The organism is Streptomyces sp. NBC_01808 (assembly GCF_035917395.1).
Taxonomy (GTDB): Bacteria; Actinomycetota; Actinomycetes; order Streptomycetales; family Streptomycetaceae; genus Streptomyces.
Genome location: NZ_CP109072.1, coordinates 4,982,613 through 5,007,665, shown reverse-complemented (window position 1 = coordinate 5,007,665; position 25,053 = coordinate 4,982,613). Strand labels below are relative to the sequence as shown.

Annotated in this window: 24 protein-coding genes and 1 tRNA gene; 15 read left to right on the top strand and 10 right to left on the bottom strand. The window is 71.6% G+C overall.

The window, feature by feature from the left end; genetic code table 11:
• Positions 1–6: 6 nt before the first annotated feature.
• Positions 7–216: a DUF5988 family protein gene (locus OG946_RS22245; RefSeq protein WP_326797799.1), complete on the bottom strand. Its 210-nt coding sequence runs from the start codon at positions 214–216 to the stop codon at positions 7–9.
• Positions 217–1,135: 919 nt separating this feature from the next.
• Here OG946_RS22245 and OG946_RS22240 point away from each other — a divergent pair.
• Together OG946_RS22240 and OG946_RS22235 are read left to right on the top strand one after the other, a co-directional pair.
• Positions 1,136–1,456 carry a hypothetical protein gene (locus OG946_RS22240; RefSeq protein ID WP_326797798.1) on the top strand — a complete coding sequence of 107 codons (321 nt, stop codon included), beginning with the start codon at positions 1,136–1,138 and terminating at the stop codon, positions 1,454–1,456.
• 610 nt (positions 1,457–2,066) lie between these two features.
• Complete coding sequence (locus OG946_RS22235; RefSeq protein WP_326797797.1) at positions 2,067–2,846, top strand: aminotransferase class IV; 780 nt, start codon at positions 2,067–2,069, stop codon at positions 2,844–2,846.
• Between the two features lie 45 nt (positions 2,847–2,891).
• Here the strand turns inward: OG946_RS22235 and OG946_RS22230 are convergent, their stop codons facing one another.
• The 5 genes from OG946_RS22230 to OG946_RS22210 all read right to left on the bottom strand — a co-directional run bounded on the left by OG946_RS22230 (position 2,892) and on the right by OG946_RS22210 (position 8,171).
• The gene (locus OG946_RS22230) at positions 2,892–3,860 is read right to left on the bottom strand and encodes a UbiA family prenyltransferase (RefSeq protein WP_326797796.1); all 969 of its coding nucleotides are present in this window, start codon (positions 3,858–3,860) and stop codon (positions 2,892–2,894) included.
• A complete protein-coding gene (locus OG946_RS22225) occupies positions 3,845–5,071 on the bottom strand; it encodes a 4-hydroxybenzoate 3-monooxygenase (RefSeq protein WP_326797795.1) in 1,227 nt (408 codons plus the stop codon). Before OG946_RS22225 ends, OG946_RS22230 begins: the two co-directional genes overlap by 16 nt.
• Before the next feature lie 204 nt (positions 5,072–5,275).
• Entirely contained in the window at positions 5,276–7,405 is a 2,130-nt protein-coding gene (pabB, locus tag OG946_RS22220) for an aminodeoxychorismate synthase component I (RefSeq protein WP_326797794.1), read from the bottom strand.
• Between the two features lie 94 nt (positions 7,406–7,499).
• Positions 7,500–7,751 (bottom strand): hypothetical protein, encoded by a 252-nt coding sequence (locus tag OG946_RS22215; RefSeq protein WP_326800336.1) that lies wholly within the window; start codon positions 7,749–7,751, stop codon positions 7,500–7,502.
• A 129-nt stretch (positions 7,752–7,880) separates the two neighbouring features.
• Positions 7,881–8,171 (bottom strand): hypothetical protein, encoded by a 291-nt coding sequence (locus OG946_RS22210; RefSeq protein ID WP_326797793.1) that lies wholly within the window; start codon positions 8,169–8,171, stop codon positions 7,881–7,883.
• Positions 8,172–9,025: 854 nt separating this feature from the next.
• On the opposite strand from OG946_RS22210, the gene OG946_RS22205 reads away from it, so the two are divergent.
• From OG946_RS22205 to OG946_RS22195, 3 genes are all read left to right on the top strand, one after another.
• The gene (locus tag OG946_RS22205; RefSeq protein ID WP_326797792.1) at positions 9,026–10,603 is read left to right on the top strand and encodes a class I adenylate-forming enzyme family protein; all 1,578 of its coding nucleotides are present in this window, start codon (positions 9,026–9,028) and stop codon (positions 10,601–10,603) included.
• A gap of 91 nt (positions 10,604–10,694) precedes the next feature.
• Positions 10,695–11,393 carry an ABC transporter ATP-binding protein gene (locus OG946_RS22200; RefSeq protein ID WP_326797791.1) on the top strand — a complete coding sequence of 233 codons (699 nt, stop codon included), beginning with the start codon at positions 10,695–10,697 and terminating at the stop codon, positions 11,391–11,393.
• Complete coding sequence (locus tag OG946_RS22195) at positions 11,393–13,909, top strand: ABC transporter permease (RefSeq protein WP_326797790.1); 2,517 nt, start codon at positions 11,393–11,395, stop codon at positions 13,907–13,909. Before OG946_RS22200 ends, OG946_RS22195 begins: the two co-directional genes overlap by 1 nt.
• A gap of 196 nt (positions 13,910–14,105) precedes the next feature.
• On the opposite strand, the gene OG946_RS22190 is transcribed toward OG946_RS22195, so the two are convergent.
• Positions 14,106–14,267 (bottom strand): hypothetical protein, encoded by a 162-nt coding sequence (locus OG946_RS22190; protein ID WP_326797789.1) that lies wholly within the window; start codon positions 14,265–14,267, stop codon positions 14,106–14,108.
• A gap of 490 nt (positions 14,268–14,757) precedes the next feature.
• Here OG946_RS22190 and OG946_RS22185 point away from each other — a divergent pair, with 490 nt between their 5' ends.
• The gene (locus OG946_RS22185; RefSeq protein WP_326797788.1) at positions 14,758–14,895 is read left to right on the top strand and encodes a hypothetical protein; all 138 of its coding nucleotides are present in this window, start codon (positions 14,758–14,760) and stop codon (positions 14,893–14,895) included.
• A 130-nt stretch (positions 14,896–15,025) separates the two neighbouring features.
• Entirely contained in the window at positions 15,026–15,262 is a 237-nt protein-coding gene (locus OG946_RS22180) for a tyrosine-type recombinase/integrase (protein ID WP_326797787.1), read from the top strand.
• Between the two features lies 1 nt (position 15,263).
• On the opposite strand, the gene OG946_RS22175 is transcribed toward OG946_RS22180, so the two are convergent.
• Complete coding sequence (locus tag OG946_RS22175; protein WP_047017528.1) at positions 15,264–15,752, bottom strand: YajQ family cyclic di-GMP-binding protein; 489 nt, start codon at positions 15,750–15,752, stop codon at positions 15,264–15,266.
• A 183-nt stretch (positions 15,753–15,935) separates the two neighbouring features.
• Between OG946_RS22175 and OG946_RS22170 the strand changes: the two genes are divergently transcribed.
• The 4 genes from OG946_RS22170 (at position 15,936) to OG946_RS22155 (ending at position 20,282) form a co-directional block, all read left to right on the top strand.
• Positions 15,936–16,017, top strand: a tRNA-Tyr gene (locus OG946_RS22170).
• A 200-nt stretch (positions 16,018–16,217) separates the two neighbouring features.
• A complete protein-coding gene (locus OG946_RS22165) occupies positions 16,218–16,598 on the top strand; it encodes a DUF2255 family protein (protein ID WP_326797786.1) in 381 nt (126 codons plus the stop codon).
• 54 nt (positions 16,599–16,652) lie between these two features.
• Positions 16,653–16,955, top strand: a complete 303-nt coding sequence (locus OG946_RS22160) for an SAM-dependent methyltransferase (protein ID WP_442814444.1) — start codon at positions 16,653–16,655, stop codon at positions 16,953–16,955.
• A gap of 93 nt (positions 16,956–17,048) precedes the next feature.
• Positions 17,049–20,282 (top strand): ATP-binding protein, encoded by a 3,234-nt coding sequence (locus tag OG946_RS22155; RefSeq protein WP_326797785.1) that lies wholly within the window; start codon positions 17,049–17,051, stop codon positions 20,280–20,282.
• On the opposite strand, the gene OG946_RS22150 is transcribed toward OG946_RS22155, so the two are convergent.
• Positions 20,263–21,054, bottom strand: coding sequence for an ABC transporter permease (locus OG946_RS22150; protein WP_326797784.1), 792 nt, complete (start codon positions 21,052–21,054; stop codon positions 20,263–20,265). The genes OG946_RS22155 and OG946_RS22150 overlap by 20 nt on opposite strands.
• Positions 21,051–22,004, bottom strand: coding sequence for an ATP-binding cassette domain-containing protein (locus OG946_RS22145; protein ID WP_326797783.1), 954 nt, complete (start codon positions 22,002–22,004; stop codon positions 21,051–21,053). The genes OG946_RS22150 and OG946_RS22145 overlap by 4 nt, the downstream gene beginning before the upstream one ends.
• 172 nt (positions 22,005–22,176) lie before the next feature.
• Between OG946_RS22145 and OG946_RS22140 the strand changes: the two genes are divergently transcribed.
• The 4 genes from OG946_RS22140 (at position 22,177) to OG946_RS22125 (ending at position 25,041) form a co-directional block, all read left to right on the top strand.
• Positions 22,177–22,602 carry a nucleoside deaminase gene (locus OG946_RS22140; protein WP_326800335.1) on the top strand — a complete coding sequence of 142 codons (426 nt, stop codon included), beginning with the start codon at positions 22,177–22,179 and terminating at the stop codon, positions 22,600–22,602.
• Positions 22,603–22,651: 49 nt separating this feature from the next.
• A complete protein-coding gene (locus OG946_RS22135) occupies positions 22,652–23,131 on the top strand; it encodes an RrF2 family transcriptional regulator (protein ID WP_326797782.1) in 480 nt (159 codons plus the stop codon).
• 69 nt (positions 23,132–23,200) lie between these two features.
• On the top strand, positions 23,201–24,400 hold the full coding sequence (locus OG946_RS22130) for an MFS transporter (RefSeq protein ID WP_326797781.1): 1,200 nt from the start codon (positions 23,201–23,203) through the stop codon (positions 24,398–24,400).
• 143 nt (positions 24,401–24,543) lie between these two features.
• The gene (locus OG946_RS22125) at positions 24,544–25,041 is read left to right on the top strand and encodes a hypothetical protein (RefSeq protein WP_326797780.1); all 498 of its coding nucleotides are present in this window, start codon (positions 24,544–24,546) and stop codon (positions 25,039–25,041) included.
• The last annotated feature ends 12 nt before the right edge of the window (positions 25,042–25,053 follow it).

The following is a 25,053-nucleotide window of genomic DNA, read 5'->3' as shown; positions in this document are numbered from 1 at the left end:
GCAGAGTCATTCCGCGATGAAGGTGCGATTGCGCCATCGATAGACAGGCGTGAGAATTCCGCTCACCTCGATGTACTCGCCGAGGAATTCGAAGTGCTCATAGCCGTTCCCCTGCATGATCTTGACCTTGTTCTCGTGATCCACCCTGGCCGCGGCGGGCAGGAGTGGAATCACGAACGGGCAATCGGCAAGAATGACGATCTTCGAATGCGGCACTGGACTGTCCTTCCGGTACACCCGGTCATGAAGAATACGTAACCGAACTCCTACCTTCGCCGGCTGACCTGCAGAGGGGTTTCAATGTCTGAGATGACCGCGTGGACCGATCTCGGTGCCGAACCGAAAACGCGCGGGCCGGCCTCCGCGTCCGGGCACCGCCCGACGCGACCGCGTTTCCGCCGGGCCGGCGACCGTCACCGTCGCCACCGGCCGTGGCGACGGTGACGGTCACGGGCTCGGCCTCGGAACTCGCGGCCACAGCGGCGGCGAACCGCGGTCGATCCCTCATCGGGTGAGATCGGCACGATCACTCCTTGGCTCAGGATTCGATTTCGCTTCTCATTGCGCATCCGGAACTCCCCGATTCGGGAGGTGCAATACGCATGGCGCCGCACGGGGTCGAGAGATCGACCGATGGGTCACACGTCGAACCGGCCGGCACCTTAAGCCGACACCACATGACAGATCCATATCCTCGTCAGGAACGCGGATACGGCACGTGACAACGCCAATTGACGTTCCCTGGCGATGGTGAATCTCCCACCAGACGCCCGATTTCAATACTCCACGCGAGGAACTCAGGCGCAACAAAAAATGCGCGGACTCACCCGAAAGATGGAGCGCGTAACTCCCAGAAGTACCACCGGCGCGACCAGGGTGTCAGAACAATTCACTTCGTGAGCACCGCCCCGGAAAGGAGACGGAAAGGTCGCTGACTGAACACCAGACATGGGAATCGCAACTCCCGCTTCCCAAAACGCCTCTTCGAGCCCGCCGCGCGCCCTGCCGAGGTCATCCGGATCGGTTCAGGCTGATCCTACTGAATGCCGAGCGCTGAGCCGGCATCCCGGCAGGAAACCCTCTCTCGCGCATTCGGTGGGCAACGGTGATCTCACACAGTCAGGAGCACAGAGTGATGAACAGGATGCGCATGGGCCGGCGTTCCGCGCGGGCCATGGCGGTCGGTGCTGTAGCCGCACTGGGGCTGGCGGCCTCGGCCACCGGCACGGCGGTCGCCGCACAGCCGACACAGCAAGCGGTACCGACGTACACCTGCGGCGGAGGCGTGACGGCGGGCCAGCTCGTCACCGGCTTCGACTGCACCGCGTCGGCCGGCGCGCCGAAGATCGGCCTGCTCAACGGCCCCTTCGTCGTCACCATTCCGGCCGGCAGCTACACCTGTAACTCCGGGGTGGCGGCCGTGCCATTGACGGTGGTCGGGTTCGGCTGCCAGTGAGACTGCCCCGGGTCCGGCTTGCCCGAGCACCGGCGGGGAGTCACGGTGCCCGGGTTCGGCGGTAGGTGACGCTGCCGAGTTGCCGACCCGGTGCATAGGCGGGGGCGGTCGCGAATCGCGGCCGCCCCCGCCGAGCAACTCGGCCGGACCGGTGCGACCGGATGAGGTACCAGACGACTCGGCGACGTCTAACGGTAGTTGACGAACTGCCCGCCTACCGTGCACGACTTGCGGTCTCCGCTGGAAAGCGCCGCTGATCAGCGAAAACAGCCTTCACTGGTTTCCGCTGATCAGCGGCGCTTTCGGGATCCATGTGCCCTGAGTGGGCCCCCGAGTGGCCTGCGGCGCTCCGCGATTCACACCCTGTGCAGGGGGGCACGCATTGACCTGGCTTGCTGAGAGGCGGCCTGGAAGGATGTCGCGGTGCCCAAGCCGTATCCCAAGGACTTCGTGGCGATAGCCGAGCGACGACAGAGCTAGTCAGGCAGCAGCGCTGGCCAGGCGCAAGCGCTGGTCAGGTCAGTTCGCACGCCCGGGGTCGCCTTCCGGACGGTCGACGCCCACGCCGACCGTCCGGAAGGCGACCCCGGCCAGCAGATTGGTCACTTCCATGGAAACGAGTAGGGCCTCGGAAACCGAGGCCCGCCAGCTCACGACGCTGGCTATGACCAACTACGGTCACTTCACCACCATGCGCGTGGAGAGCCGACGGGTGCGCGGGCTCTCCCTCCACCTGGAGCGCCTGCGGCGTGATTGCCGCGCCGTCTTCGGCACGGAGCTGGAGACGGACCGGGTACGGGCCGCCGTCCTGGACGCCCTCGTCGACGCCCCGGACCCGGTCACCGTGCGGGTGACCGTGCTCGACCCCGGGGTGCGGCTAGAGCGACCGGGAGCCGAGGCACACCCGCAGTTCCTGGTGACCTGCCGGCCGGCGGCCGTGGAGCCGCCGCCCCTGCGCGTGGGCACCAGGCAACACTGCCGGGAGGTGCCGACGGTCAAACACACCGGCCTGTTCGGCGCGCTGCACGAGCGGCGGCTGTCCCAGGGCGCCGGATTCGACGACGCCCTGTTCCTCGACGGCCGGTCCGCCGTGTCGGAGGGCCCGACGTGGAACGTCGGCTTCTTCGACGGCGCCAGCCTCGTGTGGCCGACCGCCGACGTCCTCCCCGGCGTCACCATGGCCCTGCTCCGGCAGCACCACACCGGCGCGCAGCGCGCGGAGCTGATCGACACCGCACGCCTCGGCGGGATGGAGGCGGCCTTCGCCACCAACGCCGCGGTCGGCGTCCGCCCCATCGCCTCGATCGACGGGGTCACGTACGACCCGGAACACCCCGTCCTGCACACGCTGCGCAAGGAGTACGAGTCCGTCAGCCCTGAGCCCCTGTGACGCCGCCCCGGAGGAGGACCTTCCCCCGGGGACGACGAGCGGCCGCTAGAGGACGACGAGCAGCACGGGGACGAGCAGTCCGACGAAGCCGAGGTCGAAGGCGTACAGCCCCAGCCTGCGGGCGGTCAGCCACTCCTCCCGCAGCGGGCCTTCGCGCAGTTGCCTCCCGTGGAGCCCGAGAGCCGGCAGCAGCGTCAGCAGGGTCCACCACGGCCAGCGCTCCGTCGCGGCGAGGAGGCAACTGCTCCCCGCCGACAGGACGAAGAAGGCGACCATCGCCGACTTGTAGACCTGCTTCGGGGCGGTGGCCGCCAGAGTCCGGCGGTTGACGGACCGGTCCCCCTCCACGTCGTTGACGTTGGAGTAGCTGCTCACCATGACCAGCCACAGCCCGAGCAGGGCCGCCACCAGCACGGCGTCGGCCGACCACTCGTGCTGCGCGGCGGTGTACGGCGCGAGGAGCCCGGACATCGTGCCCAGGAACAGGGCCGCCTCTCCCCCGCCCGGGTAGTAGCTCAGCCGCATCCCGCCGGAGTACTGGATGCAGCAGAGCATGACCCCGTACAGGACGTACGACTCCAGAGGCGCCTGCCAGTCGAGCGCCCAGAACGCGCCCAGCCCCGCCAGGATCGCGACCGTGGCCGCCGCGCTGACGAAGCCCACGGCCTCCCGCTCCGTCACCCGCCCGCTCAGAAGCGGCTTCATGGAGAAGTTGCGTTTCGTCTCGCCGCTGTTGTAGTTCCTGGCGTCGCTGCCGTTGCGGAAGCCCACCACGTCGTCGAGCGAGCACGTGCAGGCGACGACACCCATGGTGCCGACCAGGAACAGCAGCATCGCCAGCGTGGTTCCCGGACGTTCGCGGGCCTCGGGCGTCAGCAGCAGCCACGCCATGCCCCACCCGTAGTAGTGCTGGTAGACGAAGAGCTTCGACAGCCGGAAGAGGCCGCGCAGCAGCTCCCCCGTAGAGCGTGGCGATGCGTCGGTGGTGCGCTGCGGGGCTATGCCTGGTTCCACGACCACGCCCCTCCCTCGCGACCCGAGGTCTGTCGTGACAGGCCCACGTACCGCTCCGCGAGCTGCCGTGCCGCGGTGTGGGAGTTGACGACCGCGTCCAGCCGCGCCTGTTGCAGCCGCGTCGCGTACGGGTCGTCGTCCGGCGGCCGGTGCAGCAGGTCCGCCATCCAGTCGGAGAACTCCTCGGCCTCCCAGACGGCCGGCAGGCGCGTGGCGGAGTAGCCGTCCAGCGCGGCGCGGTCGCCGGTGGCGTACCAGGAGCGGAACGCCTCGTTCAGCACGTGGACGTCCTCGACCGCGAGGTTCAGCCCCTTGGCGGCCGTGGGCGGCACGATGTGCGCGGCGTCCCCGGCGAGGAACAGCGGCCCGTGCTGCATCGGGTCGGCGACGTAACTGCGCAGCTCCACCAGGGACCGCTCCAGCACCCGTCCCTCGGTGAGGGACGTCTCGCCGTCGACGGCCAGGCGGGCGCGCAGCTCCTTCCAGATCCGCTCGTCGGGCCAGTCGTCCAGGGACTCCCCGGGCCCCACCTGGAGGTAGAGCCGGCTGATCTCGGGCGTGCGCATGCTGGCTAACGCGAAGCCCCGCTCGTGCACGGCGTAGACCAGTTCTCTGGAGGTGGGTGGCGCGGCGGCGAGGATGCCCAGCCAGGCGCTTGGGTAGCGGCGCTCGTGCGCCGTCAGCAGCGCTGGCGGAAGGGACTGGCGCGAGATCCCGTGGAACCCGTCACAACCGGCGACGAAGTCGCAGGTGATCTCGGTCGGACGGCCGGCCATCGAGCACCGCACCGTGGACGGGCCCTCGTCCTCGGCGAGGTCCAGGGCGACGTCCCCGACGCTGAAGCGGACCTGACCGTCCGCCTCCTCCCGGACCCTGATCATGTCCTTGACCAGCTCCTGCTGGCCGTAGACGTAGGTGCTGTGGCCGGTCAGTGCGGCGGTGTCGAGCCGGTGCCGGTGGCCGGCGACGCGCAGTTCGAACCCGCCGTGCCGCATCCCCTCCCGGTCGAGCCGGTCGGCCAGCCCGCACTGCCTCAGCAGGTCGACCGTGGTGTGCTCCAGCAGCCCGGCGCGTACCCGCCTCTCTACGTACTCCCTGGTCCGGCGCTCCAGAACGACGGACTCCACGCCCTGACGGTGCAGCAGGTGCGACAGCAGCAGTCCGGCGGGACCCGCGCCGACGATGGCCACCTGTGTCTTGAGCTGTTTCACGGCCTACTCCCTGATCCTCTCTCGCTGACGTTCGCGGCCGGTGGGCGCGTTCGCTGTGGCATCAGCGGGCGTCCTTCCTTTCCTGTCCTGGGAGGGTTCCTGGTCCCGGGGGCGGGATCCGGCCGGGCGGCTGCACCAGCCCGGCGTCCCTGCCCCACGTTCGTGTCCCCCGGTGCCCTCTTCCCGGTGTCCCGGTCCCGGTGCTCAGCGCCCCGTCCTGATGAGGTCCACCGGCAGCCGCCCGGGGAACTCCGCCCGCAGCAGCCGCAGCAGCGGCGTCGCCTTCACCGCGATCTCCTCGAACTCCTCGTCCGGCTCGGACAGCGCGACGATCGCACCGCCCACCCCGTACTTCACCCGGGACGGGGTGACGACCAGGGTGCGGATGACGATGCTCAGGTCGCATGCGCCAGACAGTGAGAAGTAGCCGATGGCTCCGGAGTACACACCACGCGGACCGGCCTCCAGCGAGTCGATGATCTTCATCGTGCGGATCTTCGGTGCCCCGGTCATGGACCCACCCGGGAAGGCCGCACGCACGCACGCCACCGCCGAAATCGACGGGCTGAGCCGGGAGGTGACCGTGCTGACCAACTGGTGCGTGGTCGGGTGGGTCTCCACGTCGTAGATCCTGGGCACGCGGACAGACCCGACCTCGGCGGTGCGGCCGAGGTCGTTGCGCACCAGGTCGACGATCATCAGGTTCTCGGAGCGGTCCTTCTCGCTGGCCGCCAGGTCCTTGCGCAGCAGCCTGTCCTCGCTCTCCGAGTCGCCGCGCGGCCGGGTGCCCTTGATCGGCTTGGATTCGGCCGTGCCGTCCGCCGAGATGCGCAGGAAACGCTCGGGGGACGTGCTCAACACCGATATCTCCCCGAAGCGCAGCAGCGAGGCGAACGGCGCCGGCGTCAGGCGCCGCAGGAACTGGTAGCTCTGCCACGGCGGCACCGCGACGTCGGCCTGAAGCAGGTTGGTGAGGCAGACCTCGTACGTCTCGCCCGCCGCGATCTGCTCCTGGCAGTGCGCGATGAGCTCCAGGTACCGGTCCCGGTCGTGACGCAGCCGCAGCGTCGCGTCCTTCGCAGGTGGCGGAACGTAGTGCGGCTCCTGCCCGGCTATCTCCCCCAGCCGCTCCGCGGTGTCGGCGAGCCACGCCCGGCCCGGGCCCTCATCGCCGTCCTCGGCGAGCGCGAGGAGGTGGGTGGTGGACGTCGCGTGGTCGAACACCAGGGCCCGGTCCGCGAAGATCATCGCGGCGTCCGGCTCGTCCGACCGATAGCTGGCGGCACCGCCGCACTCCGCCTTCAGCTCGTAGCCGAGATAGCCGACCCAGCCGAGCACGAAGTCGCAGGGCAGCTCGGGGAGTTCCACGCTGAGGGAGTGCAGGTCCTCCTCCAGCCAGGTGAATAACTCACCCCGCACGGTCTCGACGCCGGTGGACTGCTCCACCGTGACGCTCCCGTCCCAGGTGTCCGCCCGGGCGACCCGGGCCAGCGGACCCGAGGCGTCACCCATGATCGAGAAGCGGCCGTGCTCGCTGGCCGCCGCACTGCTGTCCAGCCAGAACGCGTGCTCGTGCGCCCCGAAGAGACGGTCGAAGGCGACCTCATCGGACCAGCGGGTGGGCAGAGCGGTCGTCAACACGCGCAGACGCCGCGGACTCCGAGGGCGGGGAGCCACGGGCCGGGAGGGCACCCTGGACGTCCCGGCGGCCGCCGGCGTCGGCGCAGCCACGACGGCCGTGCCCCTACCCGCGCCGCCGAACTCCTCAGCCAGCTCCCGGAAGTTGCGCAGCAGTCGGTGGCCGTGGGCGGTCGAGATCGACTCGGGGTGGAACTGCACCCCCCACAGCGGGCGGTCCCGGTGCTCGATCCCCATCAGCACGCCGTCGTCGGTCCACGCCGTGGGCCGCAGCTCCCAGGGCAGGTCGGTCACTGCGAGGGAGTGGTAGCGCACCACGTCGAACGGCTCGGGAAGCCCGGCGAACAGCCGATTGCCCTCGTGGAACACCGGTGAGACCCGACCGTGTCGGGGTTCGGGCGCCCGCGTCACCCGGGCGCCGAACGCGTGGGCGATGCCCTGGTGGCCGAGGCACACGCCCAGGATCGGCAGCGAGCCATTGTCGATGATCTCCTGGCATATGCCGAAGTCCTCCGGGCGCTCCGGCCTCCCCGGGCCAGGGGAGATGAGGACGCTGTCGAACTCCGCCAGCATGCCGGGGTCCCAACCCGCGTCGTCGTTACGGAGCACCACAGGCTCCCGGCCGTTCACCTCGGCCAGATAGTGAAACAGGTTGTAGGTGAATGAGTCGTAGTTGTCCACTAGTAATGTGCGCATTGCAACCTCGAAATCCTTATGGTCCGGCTGCTGAGAGCCGACTATCTCCGATTTCCTCTGCGGCCGGTCGTGCGAGCACATACCGGGGCTCTGTTCACCTGCCATAGCAGATGGACGGTGGAGGCGTGAGAACGTGTGAGAGCCGCGCCCTTTTGCCACTATTCGACGAGGGCGAGCCCCACCGGCACGCCGCGGCCGAAACCGGCGACGAGGACGAGTTCGCCCGGGTGCAGTGTGCCGCTCTGGCGGCGGTGTCGAGGATGACGGGTATCGAGACGGTTACGGTGTTGCCGTACTCAGTGAGGGTGAGGTGCAGGGGGGCGTCGGGCAGGCCGAATTCCGCCATCACCTCGTTGAGTCTGACGCCGTCGGCCTGGTGGGGAACCACGCGGCTGACGCCGACGGGCACGACATCGGACCCGTGGAGGAACTGCTCGACGAGTTGCGGCCGGTCCCCCTGGACGAAGCGGCGCACTCAGCCGCCCATGGTGAAGTGGTACAGCCGACGGGTCACGGGGAGGCGGCTGCAGCCCGCCGGGACGGAGATGAGGTCGGCGAGCTTCCCGGAGGTCTGTGACGCGAGGTTGCGCAGTCCGGTGCCGTCCCGGCGCGGCGGACCGACAAGGGCTCTGGCGCCGGCTCCGAAGAGCACCACGGTGCGACGGTCGCGGGCGTTCGGTATGCGCGAGTAAGTGTCGGCGCCGACGACCAGGGCGGGGCCCCCGGTCCGGGCGAGGAACGCCTCGGCGGTGGCGAGGGCGAACACCTTGCCGGAGCGGACGGCGTTGACGTCGAGGTGGCGACGACGACGGCCGAGAGGTCACCGGAGGCGATGTCGGCCGAGTCAAGGGCGCGACGGGCCGCCGCGGTGGCCAGGTCCGGGGTCGCCTCCTCGGGAGCGGCCCGGCGAGGCCCACGGATGGCGGTCCTGCGGGCGATCCAGGCATCGCCGACGCCCTCGGCGGCGCCCACCTCGTCGTTGGTGACGACTTGGCCGGGAAGGCAGGGGAGCCGGTGCCGCGTATCGCGACGTCGGGCATGCGACTGTCCCAATCTCTAGAGCGGACGTGGGCGAGGGACCTCGTGGCCGAGGGCGCCAGCGTGAGCGCCGGGGGGCGGACGCTACCCGCGGAACCCGCGCCCGGGCCAGACGGCGGACACACCCGATTCGAGGCTGAACAGGCCATATCTCGGCCGCGGCAGTTTTTTGCCATAGGAGATGTGCCCTAGGCGTGACACCCCAGCGCCGCCAAACAGCAGGCCCGTCAGTCGCGATTGAGGACATCCGGAGCCATCTGTCCGACGTGTTCTGGTTTTTGACGGCATGACGCACAGTGAAAGGCGGAACGAACCGACGGAACCTGACCACAATCCCCCTTGCATACGGGAGTGCGGTCTGCAACCATGTTGCGCTGTCAAGAGTCAATTGATCATGAATCCGGGCTTGCCGGATGCTGATAAGCAAGAGGTGTTCTTCACGCGTTCCGACATGCGAACTCCTTTCAGTTGAGCCGGTCGACAGCATGAATTCCTCGATCTCACCGAATCCCACCTCCCGCTCCCCTCTGCATTGGGCTTCCCAGACTCTCCTCAGGGCCTAACGGAAGAAAGTAGTAAGTCATGCGTTTACCGCAGTCAGCCGATCTGCTCTACGGTCAGCTCGTCGCTCTGTCCGGCAAGGCGAAGCGCACCTGGGCAGCGGACCACACCTCGGCGGCGGTGGCCGTCCGGGACGGCGAGGTCGACGTCGGCGAACTCGCCGAGGCGACACGGCGCTTCGCCCGCGGGGTGCAGGCCGCGGGCATCGCGGCGGAGGACTGGTGCGTCGTGCGCCTGGAGAAGCCGCTCGACGTCCTGGTCGCGGTCTGCGGCCTGACCGCCGTCGGCGCCGTGCCCGTGCTCCTCAGTCCGGGGCTGGAGGCCGATGCCGCCCACACGGCGTTGAAGACCGTGCCGCACTCCATGCACCTGCTGGTCGCCCGGGCACGCGCGGAGGAGTTCCCCGAGGCCCTGGCCGTGGATGCCGCCCGGCTGGTCTGGGAGGACGTCTGGGAGCAGGACGGGGACGGCGAGGCTGACACGGCCACGGCCACGGACACGGACGCCCTCCCGCAGCATGGCGTGGAGCGCTCACCCGACAGCCCGTACCTGGTGACGCACACCTCGGGCACCACGGGTGTGCCGAAGCTCGCCGTCCACACGCGTGCCAGCTTCTACCAGCAGTCGGTCATCCAGACGCGCATGCTGCGCCTGCTGCGGCTGCGCGGCTACGCGGCGTTCGCGACCTCGCCCGTCCACATCCGCACCCTCTCCGCCCTCCTCACCGGGATCACGGCGGGGGTGTCCCTGCTGATACTGGGCTCGGAGCAGCGCGACAGCGTGCGTGAGCAACTCGAGCGCTGGCGGCCCGAGTACCTGGAGACCCACCCGAACACGTTCGTCACCTGGGAGGACCTGGCCGACGCGGGCGTGATGTCCTCGGTGCGGGTCTTCCTCGCGACGTTCGACGCCACGCACCCGCGCACGGTCGACCGCCTGCTCGCGGGCTCCCGCCGCCGGTTGGCGGTGTTCATGGAGGTGTACGCCCAGTCCGAGGTCGGCCCCATAGCCTTCCACGTGCGCACCCGCCGCCGACGGCGCGGCGGCGTGGAGACTGAGCTGGCCGGCCACCGCGTAGGCCACGCCATCCCCGGGTACGCCGCCATCCGCGTCGTCGACGAGAACGGGGCCGCGGTGCCGCGCGGTCAGGCCGGCAGGATCCAGGTGCGCGCGAAGGGCCGGTTCGCCGGATACCTCAACTTCCCCGAGAAGTTCACGCAGAACCTGTTCGAGGAGCACTGGTGGGACACCGGTGACTGGGGTTCCCTGGGGCGCGGCGGCACGCTGCGGCTGCTGGACCGTCAGGTGGAGCGCCTGGAGGGCGCGCCCAGCGGGATCGCCCTGGAGGACGTGCTGCTCTCCCGGATCCCGGACCTCGCCGAGGTGGTGGTGCTGGAGACGGAGGACGGACTGCTGCCCGTCATCGCCGGCCGGCCCGGTGCCGAGCCCGTCGGACCCGAGGAGTGGTCCGCCGCGACCGGGGACATGCCCGCGCTGGCCGCGCCCCTCAGCGTCGCCTGGGAGGAGATTCCCAGAACGGCCACCGGCAAGGTGCGGCGCGAGGTGCTGCGAGGACGCCTCGCCGACATGGAGAGGTGAACACGGTGAGTCGCCACGGATCGCTCACAGTAGGATTTCAACGACAACACACCGTAGCAATACACGAGAATCCACAGGGACGGTCCGTCGAGTGACAGCGAACGACATAGTTTTGCGCGGCGAGCTGCTGCGCAAGGAATTCCTCAGCGGTGACACCACCGTGGCGGCGCTCAAGGACTGCACCATAGAGGTCCTGGCGAGCGAGTTCGTTGCCATCGTCGGCAAGAGTGGTAGCGGTAAGTCCACGTTGGCGAACGTACTTTCCGGCCTCGACCGACCCACCTCGGGCACGGTCACCCTGCTCGGCAGGGACATCTCCTCGCTGGGCGAGGCCGAGATGGCCACTTTACGAGCACGCAAGATCGGGTTCGTGCTCCAGAAGGACAACCTCATCCCCTCACTCACCCTTGCGGAGAACGTGGCCGCCCCCCTCGTCATGAGCGGTGTGAAGCTCTCGCAGGCTCTCAGGAGCGCCCGCGACATGCTGGGCGAGGTCGGCCTCGACCACCGCGCCGCGCAGTGGCCGAGTCAGGTCTCGGGTGGCGAGGCGCAGCGCGCCGCGGTCGCCCGTGCCTGCGTCGTGGAGCCCGCTGTCGTGTTCGCCGACGAGCCGACGGGCGCGCTCGACGAGGAGAACGGCAGTCGAGTCCAGGAGTTGCTGCACAAGCTCGTGAGCACGCTCGGCGCCGCCGGGTTGATCATCACTCACGACATGGACCTCGCGACCGGCGCCGATGTCGTCGTCACCATGGCCAACGGTGCGATCGTCAACACGAAGCGGAAGGCGTGATGGCCGGCCTCGATTCCGCGCGCCTCGTCGCGCGTGCCCTCGGGAGGAGTTGGCGGCAACGGCCGGCCCGGATGGCCTCGGCGATAGCCGCCGGCATCGGCGGCGTGCTGCTGACCACCGCGATGCTGCTGGTCTCCGTCTCCGTGCTCGATGCCATCAAGGGCGCGTCCATCAGCGGGATCCGGCCCGATGTCGTCGCCGTCGAGGCCCGCGCCCCGGGCGGCATGGACAGCAGCCTGATGGACCGGGCGGAGCAGCAGACGGGCGCGGAGGGCTCCCGCTCCGTGGTCCTCAGCACCACCGCGCAGACGTCCGCCGGCTCCGACAACGAGCCGGTCGTCCTCTTCGGTGTCGACGAGTCCCTCGCCGGCTTCGTCGACGACCAGCTCGCCGAGGAGGTCGGGGGCACCCCGCTCGGCGCCGACGAGGTCTTCCTCTCCGAGACGTGGGCCGGCGACCACGGCGTCCGCGAGGGCGACACGGTCCGCATCAGCTCGCCGCAGGGCGTCCAGACGTGGCGGGTGGCGGGCCTGCTCAGCGGGGACGTCGCCAACCGCGGCTCGGTCGTCATCGCCCCCCTGCCCACCGTCGCAGCCGCGTTCGACCGCGGTGACACCGCCGACGTGCTGCTCCTCGACCCCGGGAACGGCGACCGGGACACGGTCGCCGCCGAGGCCGAGGCGGCGGTCGACGGCGCCGCCGACGTCAAGCACCCCGAGGACCTGCTTTCCGGCTACAGCAAGACCTTCCAGACATCGGTCACCATCCTTGCGCTGTTCGCGGTGATCGCCGTGCTGACCGCCGCCGTGGTGCTGTTCCTCACCTGGCGGCTCGCCCTCGACGACGCCCGCTCCACGCTCGCCCGGATGCGGCTGTTCGGCGTCCGCACCCGTCACCTCATGCTGGGCTCGGCCGCCGTCATGGTGCCGCTGCTGCTCGGCACGTACGTCGTCGGTGCGGCCCTCGGCGTCTGGGTGGGCACACTGCTCAGCTCGTTCACCGAGCAGATCACCAACCTCACGGGGCAGGCCGTGACCCCGGGCGTGCCCTGGCAGGTGCCGGTGGCGGGGGCGTTCGCCGCCGCCGTGGTGATGTTCGCCGTCGCCTGGCTGTCGGGTGTACGCCGTTTCACGGCGATCACCGCGATCGAGGCAGTCACCGGTCGCGACCGGATCGCGCTGATGCCGGGCGGCACACGCCGGCCGCTCGTGGCCGGCCTGGTCACGATCGCCATCGGGGTGCTGCTGGTCGCGTTCGGCGGCGAGATGGTCAGGTCCGCCAGCCTGCTGTTCCTGCTCGGCGGAGCGGCACTGCTCTGCGTAGTGCTGCCCGTGGTCGTGGGCGCGTTGCTGCGGCGGGGCGAGCCGGGGCCGATGCGTCTCGGTGCCGGCCGGCAGCTCCAACTGAGCTGGCGGCGGAACGCGGTGCTCAGCATCACGTTCACCATCGCCGTGGTGACCTCCATCGCCATGGCAGGGGTGTCCAGCAGCATCAAGGACGACGTGGGCGCGTCGGTGGACCGCTGGACCCAGAGCGAGCTGGTGGTCCAGGCCGCCGGGGTCGGGGAGAACCTCCAGAACGAGAAGTTCCCGCTGTCCCTCGGCCAAGAGCTGGGCGCCGTGGACGGCGTCGACGGCGTGACCCCGTTCACGTACGCCTACGTCACCCTGGACGGCAAGAAGACGCAGGTCTGGAACTGGCCCTCCGACCACAAGCTGTCCACGGACCTGGAGGTGGCCGAGGGCGAGGAGGACTTCCTCACCGCTCTCGGACCCGACGAGATCGCCATCTCCTCAAACTTCGCCCGCACCCAGGACATGGAGGTCGGCGACACATTCGACATGCCGCTGCCCAGTGGCCAACGAGCCTTGCGGGTGAGGACGATCGTCGAGGACTCCGCCTCCGACGGCGGCATGCTGATCGCGAGCACCGCGCTCTACCGGGAACTCGCCGCCACGGACGGGGTGTACGAGTACTTCGTCGGCGTACGCGAGGGCGCGAACGTCTCCGAGGTCGCGGCAGCCCTGGAGGACACGGTCGCCGAGCGCTACCCGCGGGCCAAGGTGCGCACCCAGGAGGATGTGCGGGACGCCTTCGGCGGCATCACCGCGCGCCTGGTAAGTGCCTTCGAGGCGTTCGCCTGGGTGATGTTCCTCCTCGCGGTCATGGTCGGCGGCGCCACGCTGGCATCCGGGCTGGTCGAGCGGCAGCGTGGCCTCGCACTGACCCGGCTCGTGGGCGCGACGCGCAAGAGCGTCAGCCGCCAGCTCACCGCCGAGACGCTGCTGATCGCGGTGAGTTCGTGGGTCGTGGCGCTGCCGGTCGGCCTCCTCGCCATCCCGGCGATGCTCGACGCGCAGGCGGGGCAGAGCGGGCTGTTGCCGCCGGTGACGGTGCCCCTGCTGCTCACCGTGGCCAGCCTGCCGCTGGTGGCGTTGTGCATGCTGCTGGCGCTGTGGGTCGCCGGCCCACGCCGGGCGAACCCGCCGCTGCGGGAGCTACTCGCCCAGGAGTGACTCCTCGCGCGTAGGTGACCCCGCCGGGGAGAGACACGTTGTCGTGTCGGCGCCGGGGCGATCGCAGGATCGCCCCGGCGGTCTCCGCCCATTTCGCGGAGGGCCGCTCCCGGCGCGGAGCGCCGCCGCGTTCGACGTCCTGCCGCCCCTTGTTGCGCGGCATCCTCTGCGCGGTGGTTGGGATCCCGCCGGCCAGTCAGGAAAGCCCCCGGTGTACCCGCGCCCGGGCTCGCGTCGCCACCGTTTCCCGCCGGCCGTAGCCGAGGGAGCGCCAGTCGTCCAGGGGCCTCTCGCCGATGTGGACCTCGCACTGCGTCTCCAAGTCGAACCCCACGACCAGCAGATCATCGTCCAGCACCGGGCGTCTCCTCCCGTCCAAGCCGTATTCAGAGCTTCGCAGCGGACACTGACATTCACCTCACCCCTTCTCGGGCACACATGGCGGCAGTTGGACGGAGACGGCAGCGCGGTCAGCGCTGCCCCCGGGAGCGATCCGGATAGAGACGCGGCGCCGGCATGGGACGGCTGCTGAGGGCCCGCACGGGCTGCTGGCCGGTGCGGCTGCGGGGAGCGGTGCGGGTCTGTGCGCCTTCGGCCGGTCGGGACTCCCTTCCGGCGATGTTCCACTGCCGAGCGCGCGGAGCGGTCTCTGCGCCTGCACATCTACGCCAGGGCGAACTCTTCGGCCTAGAGGTCGAGCACGTGGACTTCCGCAAAGGCGTCGTGCTCGTGCAGCAGCAGGTCATCACCCCAGACAGGGGTGCCCCCTACCTCGGCGAGCCGAAGACGCACGAGAGCTACCGGGAGGTCCCAGCGGCCAAGCGGCGATGGAGGCTCTCGCCGAGCACTTGGAGCGTTACCCCGCCAAGTGGATCGAGATCGAGGACCGAACGGACACCCACCGCCCGAAGATTCGCAAGGCCCAGTTCGTCTTCCTCAACGAACTAGGCGGCGTCGTCGGCCGGGCTAGCTGGTCGCACATGTGACAGAAGCCGCGCAAGGTCGCCAACAAGTCTCTGGACGAGCAGCACGCCAAGCGCCATGCCCGCTGGCGCAAGCGCGGCTGCCCCGAGGGGGGAAGAACCCGCCCCGCAGCGGGTGCCGGAGGACGCGACCATGCACGACCTCCGGCACTTCTACGCCTCAGTGCTGATCAAGCACCGGGAGAGCGTGAAGACCGTCCAGAAGCGGCTCGGCCACGCCAAGCCGTCGATCACACTCGGCATCTACACCAACCTCTGGCCGCACGACCAGGACACGATCCGCGCGGCGGTGGAGTCCACGCTCGCCCAAGTGCCCTCAATGTGCCCCAAGAGCCACGCGAAGCAGAATCTTCGCAGGTCAGCCGCTTAGCCTAGCGGTAGTTCACGAACTGGACGGCGAAGTCGAGGTCCTTGCCCTTGATGAGGTTGATGACCTCCTGGAGCGAGTCCCGGCTCTTGGAGGTCACCCGCAGCTCGTCCCCCTGCACCTGCGCCTTGACCCCCTTGGGCCCCTCGTCGCGGACGATCTTCGCGAGCTTCTTCGCGTCGTCCTGGGAGATGCCCTCCTTGACGGTGGAGTACAGCTTGTACTCCTTCCCGGACGCCTGCGGCTCCCCCGACTCCAGCGCCTTCAGCGAGATCCCCCGCTTGACCAGCTTGGACTGGAAGATGTCCAGCACGGCCTTGGCCCGCTCCTCGGCGTTGGCCCGGATCTCGATCCGCTCCCCGGACCAGGCGATGGCGGCGCCGACGCCCTTGAAGTCGTAGCGCTGCGAGATCTCCTTGGCCGCCTGGTTGAGAGCGTTGTCGACCTCCTGCCGATCGACCTTCGAGACGATGTCGAAACTGGAGTCGGCCATCTTCGGTGCGCTCCTCGTGCACTGGTTCCCTGGTACCGCACCCCGGTCCGGGGCCGTAGCCCAGCCTAGCCACCCCACCCGACCCACGAGCCCCACAACCGAGTGGCGAACCACCCCCGGCCATCGGGTATGGTTTACGACGTTGCCAGGCGGCCCCAGCGGCCGGACCAGGCGACATCCCCAGGCGGTGTGCCCGAGTGGCCAAAGGGAGCAGACTGTAAATCTGCCGGCTCAGCCTTCCCAGGTTCGAATCCTGGCGCCGCCACACACGAAGAAGGGCCCGTGACCAGCTTGCATGCTGGGCGGGCCCTTTCGCATTCCCCGTCTCCGCGCTAAGTGCCGCGTTCCGGCCAGCCGTTGTGCAGGAGTGCCCGATTGGCTCTTGCGGGGGTGCGGGGGGTGGGTGGTTTGTTTAGGTTTTGGGCTGTATGGGGCTTGCTCGGGGTACGGAGCGGAGGAACCTCTATGGCCGGCTGGACGGATGACGAGCTTGAGCGGATCGAGAGTGCCGAGGAGTTGAATCTGCAGTCGTTGCGGAGCGACGGCAGTCTGCGGGACCCCGTGACCATGTGGGTCGTACGGGACGGGGAGGACGTCTACGTGCGGTCCGTGAAGGGGGCGCAGGGGCCGTGGTTCCGGGGGACCCGGTCGCGGCTGGAGGGGCGGATCCGGGCGGGGGGTGTCGACAAGGACGTCGCCTTCGTGGATGTGGGGGACGGGGGCGAGACCACGCCGCGGCTGGATGCCGCGTACCGGGCGAAGTACGGGCGCTATCCCGCCGACATCTTCGGCAGTGTCGTGACGCCGCAGGCGCAGGCCGCCACCATCCGGCTCGTGCCGCGCTGACCCGGGCCCCGGCCCTGGCTCCGGCCCCGGCGCCACCGCCGGGCGTCTCGTCGGGTGGCCTCGGCGGGGATACCTTGTGCGCACTGCTCGCGTGTCGGACAGGGGTGGCTGCTGTGCGACGACACCGAGGTGCTCAGGCCCGCCGGGATGCGGGAGATGATCCGGCAGTGGAACGAGGCCGGGGAGAACCCCCGGATCAACCGCAGTCCCGCCCAGCTCGCCCGGTTCTTCGACGGGCTGGAGATGCTGGAGCCGGGGCTGGTGTCCGTGTCGCTGTGGCGTCCCGACGCCGCCGAGGTCGGCGCCCCCGCCGCCGTCGACGATTTCGGTGCGGTGGCCCGTAAGCCCTCGCTATAGGCTGCCCGCACACCTGTTCCTCGCGGAGGGAGCCGCCGTGATCGACACCACCGAGCCGCCGCCCCCCGCGTTCCGCGCAGCCGGTCGCAGGCCGTGACCGGCCGCGTCGAGCTGACCTTTCTGTCGCGCGTCGCCTTCCGGGGGCGGGAGATCACCGCGCCGCGCGTACGCGGCCTGCTCGCCCTGCTCGCCGGGGAGCTGCGGGGCGGGTGCAGCGTGGGGCGGCTGGTCGACGGGCTGTGGGGCGAGGAGCTGCCGGCGGATCCGGCGAACGCGCTGCGCATCCTGGTCTCGCGCGCCCGCGCCCAGGTCGGGGCGGACGTCGTCGTCAGCACGCCGACCGGCTACCGGCTGGCGCTGGCTGCGGGGCAGGTCGACACCGCGGCCGTCGAGCGGTGTGCCGAGGACGCGGCGCGCGCCGTACGGGCCGGGGACCACGCCGCGGCGCTCGCCGCCGCCGAGGAGGGGCTCGGGTACTGGGACGCGCCGCCGGAGGCGGAGGGACTGCCCGGGGATCCGGTGGCGGAGCTGCTGGCCGAGCGGGCGGGGGTGTACGCCGATCTCGTACGGGCCAGGGCCCTCGCCCTCGCGCGGACCGGCCGGCGCGCGGAGGCCGCCGCGCCGCTGGCCCGGCTCCACGGTGACTCGCCCCGCGACGAGGAGGTGCTCGCGGAGCTGCTCCGCGCCGAGGCCGCGTCCGCCGGGTCCCCGGCGGCGCTCGCCCGCTACGACACGTACCGGCGCGAGCTCCGCGACGACCTCGGCACCGACCCGGGCGCCGCGCTCAAGGCGGTCCACCAGGAGCTGCTACGGGCCGAGGCCCCCGCCGTCCGGCACGGCGTGCCGCACGACCCCAACCCGCTGCTCGGCCGCGACGCCGACCTCGCCGCGGTCGACGCCCTGCTGCACTCCTCCCGGCTCACCTCGATCGTCGGGCCCGGCGGCCTCGGCAAGACGCGGCTCGCGTACACCGTCAGCCGGCGCGCGGAGCAGCAGCTCGTGCACTTCGTCTCGCTGGCCGGCGTCCGCGCCGACGAGGACGTGGCCGGCGACGTGGCCTCCGCCGTGGGCGGGGGCAGCGGCACCCCCGGCGCCGACGTCCACGCCACCCTCGTCGCCGCCCTCGGCGGGCAGCCCGCGCTGCTCGTGCTCGACAACTGCGAGCAGGTCGTCCACGGCGCCGCCGATCTCGTCCGGGACCTGCTGACCAGCGCCGCCGACCTGCGCGTGCTCGTCACCAGCCGCGCGCCCCTCGGGCTCAGCTCCGAGGCCGTCTACCACCTCCCCCAGCTCACCCCCGCGACCTCCGCCGAACTCTTCGCCCAGCGCGCCCGCGCCGCCCGCCCCGACGCCGAACTCCCGCCCGCCGCCGTCGCGGAGCTGTGCCGGCACCTCGACGGGCTGCCGCTGGCCGTGGAGCTGGCGGCGGCGCGGGTGCGGGTGCTGTCCGTACCGGAGATCGCGCGGCGGCTGGGCGACCGGTTCGCGCTGCTGCGCGGCGGGTCGCGGGACGCGCCCGAGCGGCACCGCACGCTGCACGCCGTCGTGGAGTGGAGCTGGAACCTGCTGGAGGAGGACGCCCGGGCCGCGCTGCGGGCGCTGTCGGTCTTCCCCGGCGGCTTCACCGCGGAGGCCGCGGAGCAGTTGCTGACCAGCGGGGACGCGCTGGAGCTGCTGGAGCAGTCGGTGGACCAGTCGCTGCTGAAGGCCGCGGACACCGCCGCCGGTATCCGCTTCCATATGCTGGAGACGGTGCGGGAGTTCAGCGCCGCCCGGCGCGCGGCGGCCGGCGAGGACGAGGCGGTCACGGCCCGCTTCCTGGGCTGGGCGCGCGACTTCGGGGTCGCCCACCACGACGCGCTCTTCGGCCCGGAGCCGCTACGCCACTGGGCCCGCCTCCGCGCCGAGCAGGACAACCTCGTCCTCGCCCTGCGCTACGCCCTCGCCCGCGGCGACCACGCCGCCACCGCCGCGGCCGGCGCCGTCCTCGCCGGCGTCTGGATCACCGACTCGGCGAGCTTCCACCGCACCTTCGCCCTGGCCGCCGACACCGCCCACCCGCTGTCGCACTACCGCCCGGACCCCCGCCACACCGAGGTCACCCGCACCCTGTGCGCCCTGTGCACCGCCGCCCCCTTCATGGGCTACGGGCCGCTCCACCCGCGCCACCTCGCCACCCTGCGCCGCCTCCCGCCCGCCGAGCCGGACACCCTGCTGCGGGCGCTGGCCGTGGTGCTGTGCGCCGTACCGGACGTGCGCCCGCCCCGCTTCGAGGCGCTGGACGAACTCCGCGCGAGCGACGCCCCGTTGCTCGCCGGGATCGCCGAGTGCGTCGTCAGCTACCTGCTGGAGCACGCGCACGAGCCGGAGCGCGCGCTGGCCGCCGCGCGCCGGATGCTCGCCGCGGTCGACGCCGTGCCCAACCCGTCTCTCAGCCTCCTCGCCCACTCCCGCTGCAGCGAGCTGTGCCTGGAGGGCGGCCTGGGCGAGGAGGCGTACGGGCATCTGCTGGCGGCGCTGGACGCGATGGCGCACCTGAGCGACCAGTCGCCGACGACGGGGCTGCGGCGCGGGCTGGTGCTGGCGTGCCTCCAGCGCGGGAAGCCGGACGAGGCGGAGGAGTGGCTGCGGCTGGTCGAGGAGGCGCGGTCGGCGGCGGAACAGCCGGAGTTGCTGGCGGCGGAGATGGCGGGGTGGGGCGAGATCGCGCTGTCGCGCGGGCTGACGGAGCTGGGGCTGAAGCGGTGGCGTACGGCGGTGGAGAGGCTGCGGTCCGGGCGGCAGGCGGAGACGCCGTACCCGCCGGTCGCGGCGCCCGGGTCGGCGGCAGCGCCTCCCGCGTCACCGTCGGCCACGCCTGCCGCGGCGCCGCCCGACCCCCTCGACGACTCCTGGGGCCTGCACCTCGCCGCCACGGCCGTCGCCGCGCACGCGTACGCCGGCCGCCTGGAGCCCGTCGCCGGGCTCGTCGCGGAGCTGGAGCGCAGGATACGTACCCTCCTCTCCGGCACCCCCGGCCAAGGCCCCCGCGCCGAAGGGGAGATCCCCGCCGAAGCCTCCGTGGACGGCACCGCCGTACTGTGCCTCGGCCTCGTCCGCCTCGCCGCGGGCGAGCCGGACGCCGTACGGCTCCTGGCGCTCGCCGACCGGCTGTACGTACCGCAGGCGTTCCACCCCACCCTCTCGGTCGACCGCGCCCGCCGCGCCGCGGAGGACGCCGACGGGGCGGCGTACGCCGACGCGGTGTCGGAGTACGCCGCCCTGGGGCGGAGCGAGCTGCGCGAGGTGGCCCGCGGGCTCATCTCGGTCACTTCGGGTCGCGGTTGAACGACGCCTTGGACCACAGGTAGCCGAGCACGACCAGCCCCAGGCACCAGGCGACGGCCAGCCACCCGTCGTGCCCGATCTCCGTGCCGAGCAGCAGCCCTCGCAGGGTCTCGATGGCCGGGGTGAACGGCTGGTACTCGGCGATCGGCCGGAACCACCCCGGCATGGCGTCGAGCGGCACGAACGCGCTGGACAGCAGCGGCAGCACGATCAGCGGCATGGCGTTGTTGCTGGCGCCCTCGGCATTCGGGCTGACGAGCCCCATGCCGACCGCGAGCCAGGTCAGCGCCAGCGAGAAGAACGCCAGCAGCCCGAAGGCGGCGAGCCACTCCAGCACGGTCGCGTCGGTGGAGCGGAAGCCGATGGCCACGGCGATGGCGCCGACGAAGACGACGCTGGCCAGGCACTGCAGCACGCTGCCGAGGACGTGCCCGATGAGCACGGAGCCGCGGTGGATCGCCATCGTACGGAAGCGGGCGACGATGCCCTCGGTCATGTCGGTGGCGACGGAGACGGCGGTGCCGATCGTGGTGCTGCCGATGGTCATGAGCAGCAGTCCCGGCACGACGTAGGCGATGTAGACGTCGCGGTCGGGGGCGCCGCCGGCGAGGCCCGCGCTCATGGTGTCGCCGAAGACGTAGACGAAGAGCAGGAGCAGCATGACCGGGGTGAGCAGCAGGTTGAGGGTCATGGAGGGGTAGCGCCGGGCGTGCAGCAGGTTGCGGCGCAGCATGGTGGAGGAGTCGCGTACGGCCAGGGCGAGGGTGCTCATCGGGCGGCTTCCTTCTCGGGCGTGGCGGTCAGGGCGAAGAAGACGTCGTCAAGGTCGGGGGTGTGGACGGTGAGGGTGTCGGCGTGCACGTCGGCGGCCTCCAGCCAGTCGAGGATCGCGCGCAGCTCCCGCTGGGTGCCGTCGCTGGGTATCTGCAGCGTCAGCGCCTGGTCGTCGCGTACGGTCTCGCGCAGCGCGCCCGCGGCCCGCTCGTACGCCCCCGGGTCCTCGAAGCGCAGCCGCACGTGGCCGCCGGGGACGAGCCGCTTCAGCTCGGCGGCGGTGCCCTGCGCGGCGATCCTGCCGCCGTGCAGCACGGCGATGGTGTCGGCGAGTTCGTCGGCCTCTTCGAGGTACTGGGTGGTGAGGAAGACGGTGACGCCGTCGGTCAGCAGCTCGCGGATGATCTGCCACATGTTGTGGCGGGAGCGCGGGTCGAGGCCGGTGGTCGGCTCGTCGAGGAAGATGATCCGCGGGCTGCCGACAAGGGTCATGGCGATGTCGAGGCGGCGGCGCATGCCGCCGGAGTAGGTGGCGGCGGGCCGGGCGGCGGCGTCGGTGAGGTCGAAGCGCTCCAGCAGTTCTGCGGTGATCCGGCGGCCCTCGGCTCGCGGCAGGTGGTGCAGGTCCGCCATGAGGCGCATGTTCTCCTCGCCGGTGATGAGGTTGTCGACGGCGGAGAACTGGCCGGTGACCCCGATCGCGGCGCGTACGGCGTCGGCGTCGGCGGCCGGGTCGTGGCCCGCGACGCGGATGGCGCCGGCGTCGGCGGTGATGAGGGTGGACAGGATCTTCACGGCGGTGGTCTTGCCGGCGCCGTTCGGGCCGAGGAGGGAGAAGACGGTGCCCTCCGGCACGTGCAGGTCGATGCCGTCGAGGACGGTCTTGTCGCCGTACGACTTGCGCAGCCCGGTGGCGGCGATGGCGGGTGTGTCGGTGGTCGTCGTCATGCCCCGAAGCTTGCGGGGCGCCGCGCTCAACGGCCTTTCAGCGCGATTTCAACGCCCGGCGGAAAGCTGAAAGCCGATGAAATGCGCAGGTCACGGCGGGCGCGGCGGGTGTCGTGTGACGGCGGCGTCGGGTTGAATCCCCTTCGTCGGTCATGTGGAGGGAGTGGTGACGGTGGAGCGTGGCGAGGAGCGGTTTCTGCGGCGGGCGTTCGAGCTGGCGGCGCAGGCGCGCGGCGAGGGGAACGGGCCGTTCGGCTCGCTGCTCGTGGGGCCCGGCGGGGACGTACTGGCGGAGGACCGGAACACCGCCGCCACGGACGGCGACATCACCGCACACCCCGAGCTGAAGCTCGCGCGGTGGGCGGCGCGGGAGCTGGACGCGGTGACCGCGGCGGGGACGACGATGTACACGAGCTGCGAGCCGTGCGGGATGTGCGCGGGGGCGCTGGCGCGGTCGGGGCTCGGGCGGGTGGTGTACGCCCTGTCGGCCGGGCAGCTACGGGACTTGCAGCCCGGCGCGGGCCGGGCGGCGGTGCGGAGCGAGGGGCCGTATCTGTACGACGAGGCGAGGCGCGTCGTCGAGGGGTACGTCCCGTAGCCGGGGGCCTGTCCCGTAGAAGATAATCGGGATGTGTAGCATCCCCTTTATGAACATGGGCGAAGGCGTCGAGTGGGGGCTGCACAGTTGTCTGACCCTGGCCTGGCTGCGGGACGCGGGGCCGGTGCCCATCCGCAAGCTGGCCGTCTGGTTCGACCTGCCGCAGGAGTATCTGAAGAAGCGCCTCCAGGCCCTCGCCCGCGCCGGGATCCTCGACTCCACGCCCGGCGCGCGCGGCGGGTTCTCGCTCGCGCGGGAGCCCGAGCGGATCACGCTCATGGACGTCGTGACCGCCCTGGAGGGGCCGCTCGAACCGTTCGTCTGCACCGAGATCCGGCAGCAGGGGCACGGGGGGCAGGGCGCGGGGCGGGAGTTCGCCCGGCCGTGCGGGGTGGCCACCGCGATGCGCCGCGCGGAGCTGGCCTGGCGGCGCGAGCTGGCGGGGCAGACGGTCGCCGATCTGATGGCCGCCGCGCCGAAGGCGAGTGCGGAGCGCACGCGGCGGCAGTACGCCCGGCTGACGGGCTGAGCGCGCCGCGCTCCTTCACGCCGTGCCCCTCACGCCGCATCCCGTACGCGACGCACGAAAGGAATGGGGATGTCAGATATCCCGGTCAACGGGTCCGCGGAGCCGGCGGGAGCCGCCCCGGCGCGCGGGCTCTCCGCCACCCTCGTCCTCGCCCTCGGCACCTTCGCCGTCGGTACCGACGCCTTCGTGGTCGCCGGCTTCCTCCCCGCGATGGCCGGCTCGCTCGACGTCTCCGAGTCCGCCGCCGGGCAGTCCGTCACCGTCTTCGCCGCCGCGTACGCCGTCCTCTCCCCCGTACTCGCCACCGCCTGCGCCCGCGTCCCGCGGCGGACGCTGCTCGTCGGCGCCCTGCTCGTGCTCGCCGCCGCCAACCTCTGCTCTGCGCTCGCCCCCGACTTCCCGGTGCTGATGGCCAGTCGCGTCCTCGCCGCGGCCGGGGCGGCGGCGTTCACGCCCGGCGCCGGTGCCGTCGCCGCCGCGCTCGCGCCGCCCGAGCGGCGGGCGCGGGCGCTGGCGGTCGTCATCGGCGGGCTGACCATGGCCACCGCGCTGGGCGTCCCGCTGGGCACGCTCGCCGAGCGGGCGGTGGACTGGCGTACGGCGCTGGGGCTCGTCGCCGCGCTCTGCGCGGTCTGCGCGCTCGGGGTCTACGCCGTCATGCCGCCGCTGCCCGGCGGGGCGCCGGTGCCGCTGCGGGCGCGGCTGGGCGCACTGCGCCGGCCCGGGGTGCTCGCCGTGCTGCCGCTCACCGCGCTCGGCATGGGCGCGGGGTACACGGTCTACGCGTACACCGTGCCCGTCCTGGCGGACGTCGGCGTCGGCGCCTCGGGGGTGGTGTGGATGCTGTGCCTGTACGGAACCGGGGCGGTCGCCGGCAACTTCGCCGCCGGGCTGGCCACCGACCGCTGGGGGGCGGTGCGGGTGCTCGCCGTCGGGTACGCGCTGATGGCGGCGGGCCTCGGCGCCCTCGCGCTGTCGGCCGCGGCCGGGCTGCGCTTCCTGCCGCTGACGGCGGCGGCGATGATGGCCTGGGGCGCGAGCAGTTGGTGCCAGACCCCGCCGCAGCAGCACCGGCTCATCTCCGCCGCGCCGCAGGAGACGGCGCTCGTGGTGGGGCTCAACGCCTCGGCGATCTACACCGGCATCGGGCTCGGCACCTTACTCGGCGGGGTGCTGCTGCCGCTCGGCACGGCGGAGGCCGCGACGGCGGGGGCGGCGCTCGCGGTGGCGGCGTTGGCGTGGCTGGCGGGGACCCGCCGGTACCGGTGAGGGCGGGCCGGGTCGCGTGCTCGCCGGGAAGAACCCAACTCCAGTGTGTGCGTGCGCCGTTGGCGGAAGCCGACGACCGTACGCGCCGAGGACTGTCGTGCCGGCGCACCTCCGCGGCGGCGGCCGCCGTGCTGCAATCGACTATGGCCACGACCACCGACGGCACCCCACCGGCCACCCCGGACGAGCCGGCACACCGGCTGCGTACGGAAGTGGAGCGGTTACGCCAGGACGCGACGCGGCAGCGGAAACTCGCCCACCGCAGGGCCGAGTTCTGGGCCAGGACCGACATCGCCCTCGGCTTCCCCGCCGCCCTCCTCGCCGCCGTCTCCGGCGCCGCCGCGCTGGCGTCCGCGGACGCGCGGGTGCCGGCGGCGCTGGGCACGCTGGTCTCGGCGGGGTTCGCGGCGGGGGCGGCGTTCCTGCGGAGCGAGCGGCGGCGGCTGGCGAACAAGTGGTCGCGGCAGGCGTGGGCCGCAGTGGAGGCGCGGGCCACCGTACTGCTCGCGCGGGACGGGATCGGCGCCGCGGATCTGGCCGGGCTGTTCGAGCTGCGGCAGGCGGCGCTCGCGGCGTACGAGGGCGACGAGAATCCCAGGACGCCGGGCCCGCCGCCGCCCGCCGTCCCCGGCCCGGGTTGATACGTAGGAAAT